This window comes from Brachybacterium sp. AOP3-A1-3 (genome assembly GCF_052378285.1).
GTDB lineage: Bacteria > Actinomycetota > Actinomycetes > Actinomycetales > Dermabacteraceae > Brachybacterium.
The window spans coordinates 1-675 of sequence record NZ_JBQSXM010000064.1 but is presented as its reverse complement, the minus strand read 5'-3'; the positions used below and the strand labels follow the sequence as shown (position 1 = coordinate 675).

The 675-nt window shown below is 62.2% G+C and carries 1 protein-coding gene; it reads right to left on the bottom strand.

Annotated elements, in window-relative coordinates:
• Nucleotides 1-416: 416 nt before the first annotated feature.
• Nucleotides 417-620 carry a hypothetical protein gene (locus tag ACT3T5_RS19595; RefSeq protein WP_444595332.1) on the bottom strand — a complete coding sequence of 68 codons (204 nt, stop codon included), beginning with the start codon at nt 618-620 and terminating at the stop codon, nt 417-419.
• Between the last annotated feature and the right edge of the window lie 55 nt (nt 621-675).

The window sequence follows — 675 nt, the reverse complement described above, 5'->3', positions numbered from 1 at the left end:
GCAGGGAAGGAGGAGCAAGTGGACGAGACTTCAAGGTCCCGAAGAGGTCGCCGGCGACGGCACCTTGGCTGGAAAACGAAAGTCGCGAGCACTGCGCGGGCTTGCCGGCCCTATGTGCAGCTACTCGCGACCATCGCTCACATTGCTGTTCATCTGATGTCCCGAGGGAGCTAGCCTCGGTCATCGACTCAGGAGTCCGCCTCGGCATCGCCGGGGCGGGCTCCGTCTTTGTGGTCACCACGGTACACCGATTTCTAGGTTCGCTTATAGTCTGCGACCCTATGGCGCCGTCACGGTGCCGTGAGAAAAGCCGCTCTGACCTGCGAGGCTGTAGAGTTTGTGTGCTTCACAAAGTCTGCCGCGCGTGTCAGCATGAGGTGGAGTCGAGGTGGTGACCCGGGGGTGGCTTCGCGCTTTCACCCCAAGAAGCTGGTGTAGTGATTTTCGGCGGCGTCGTGCACGCGATAGAGACCTACGCGTTCACTCCCCTGGGGATCGGCAAGCTTGACGTCCTCATAGACGGCGTGGACGATCGCGCGTAGCAGCTCGGCCCTCCCCTGCGGGCTCAGGCTCTTAGCTGTCTGCCGCACTTCCCCAGCATGCTTCTCAATCGCGTTCATGTTCAGCTCCCCTCCGGTCGTCCCGCCGGCACCTCGCCGTGGCTACAGCATCGAA

Excerpts from the sequence above, each read along its gene's own strand:
- ACT3T5_RS19595 (WP_444595332.1), bottom strand. The coding sequence starts at position 620 with ATGAACGCGATTGAGAAGCATGCTGGGGAAGTGCGGCAGACAGCTAAG.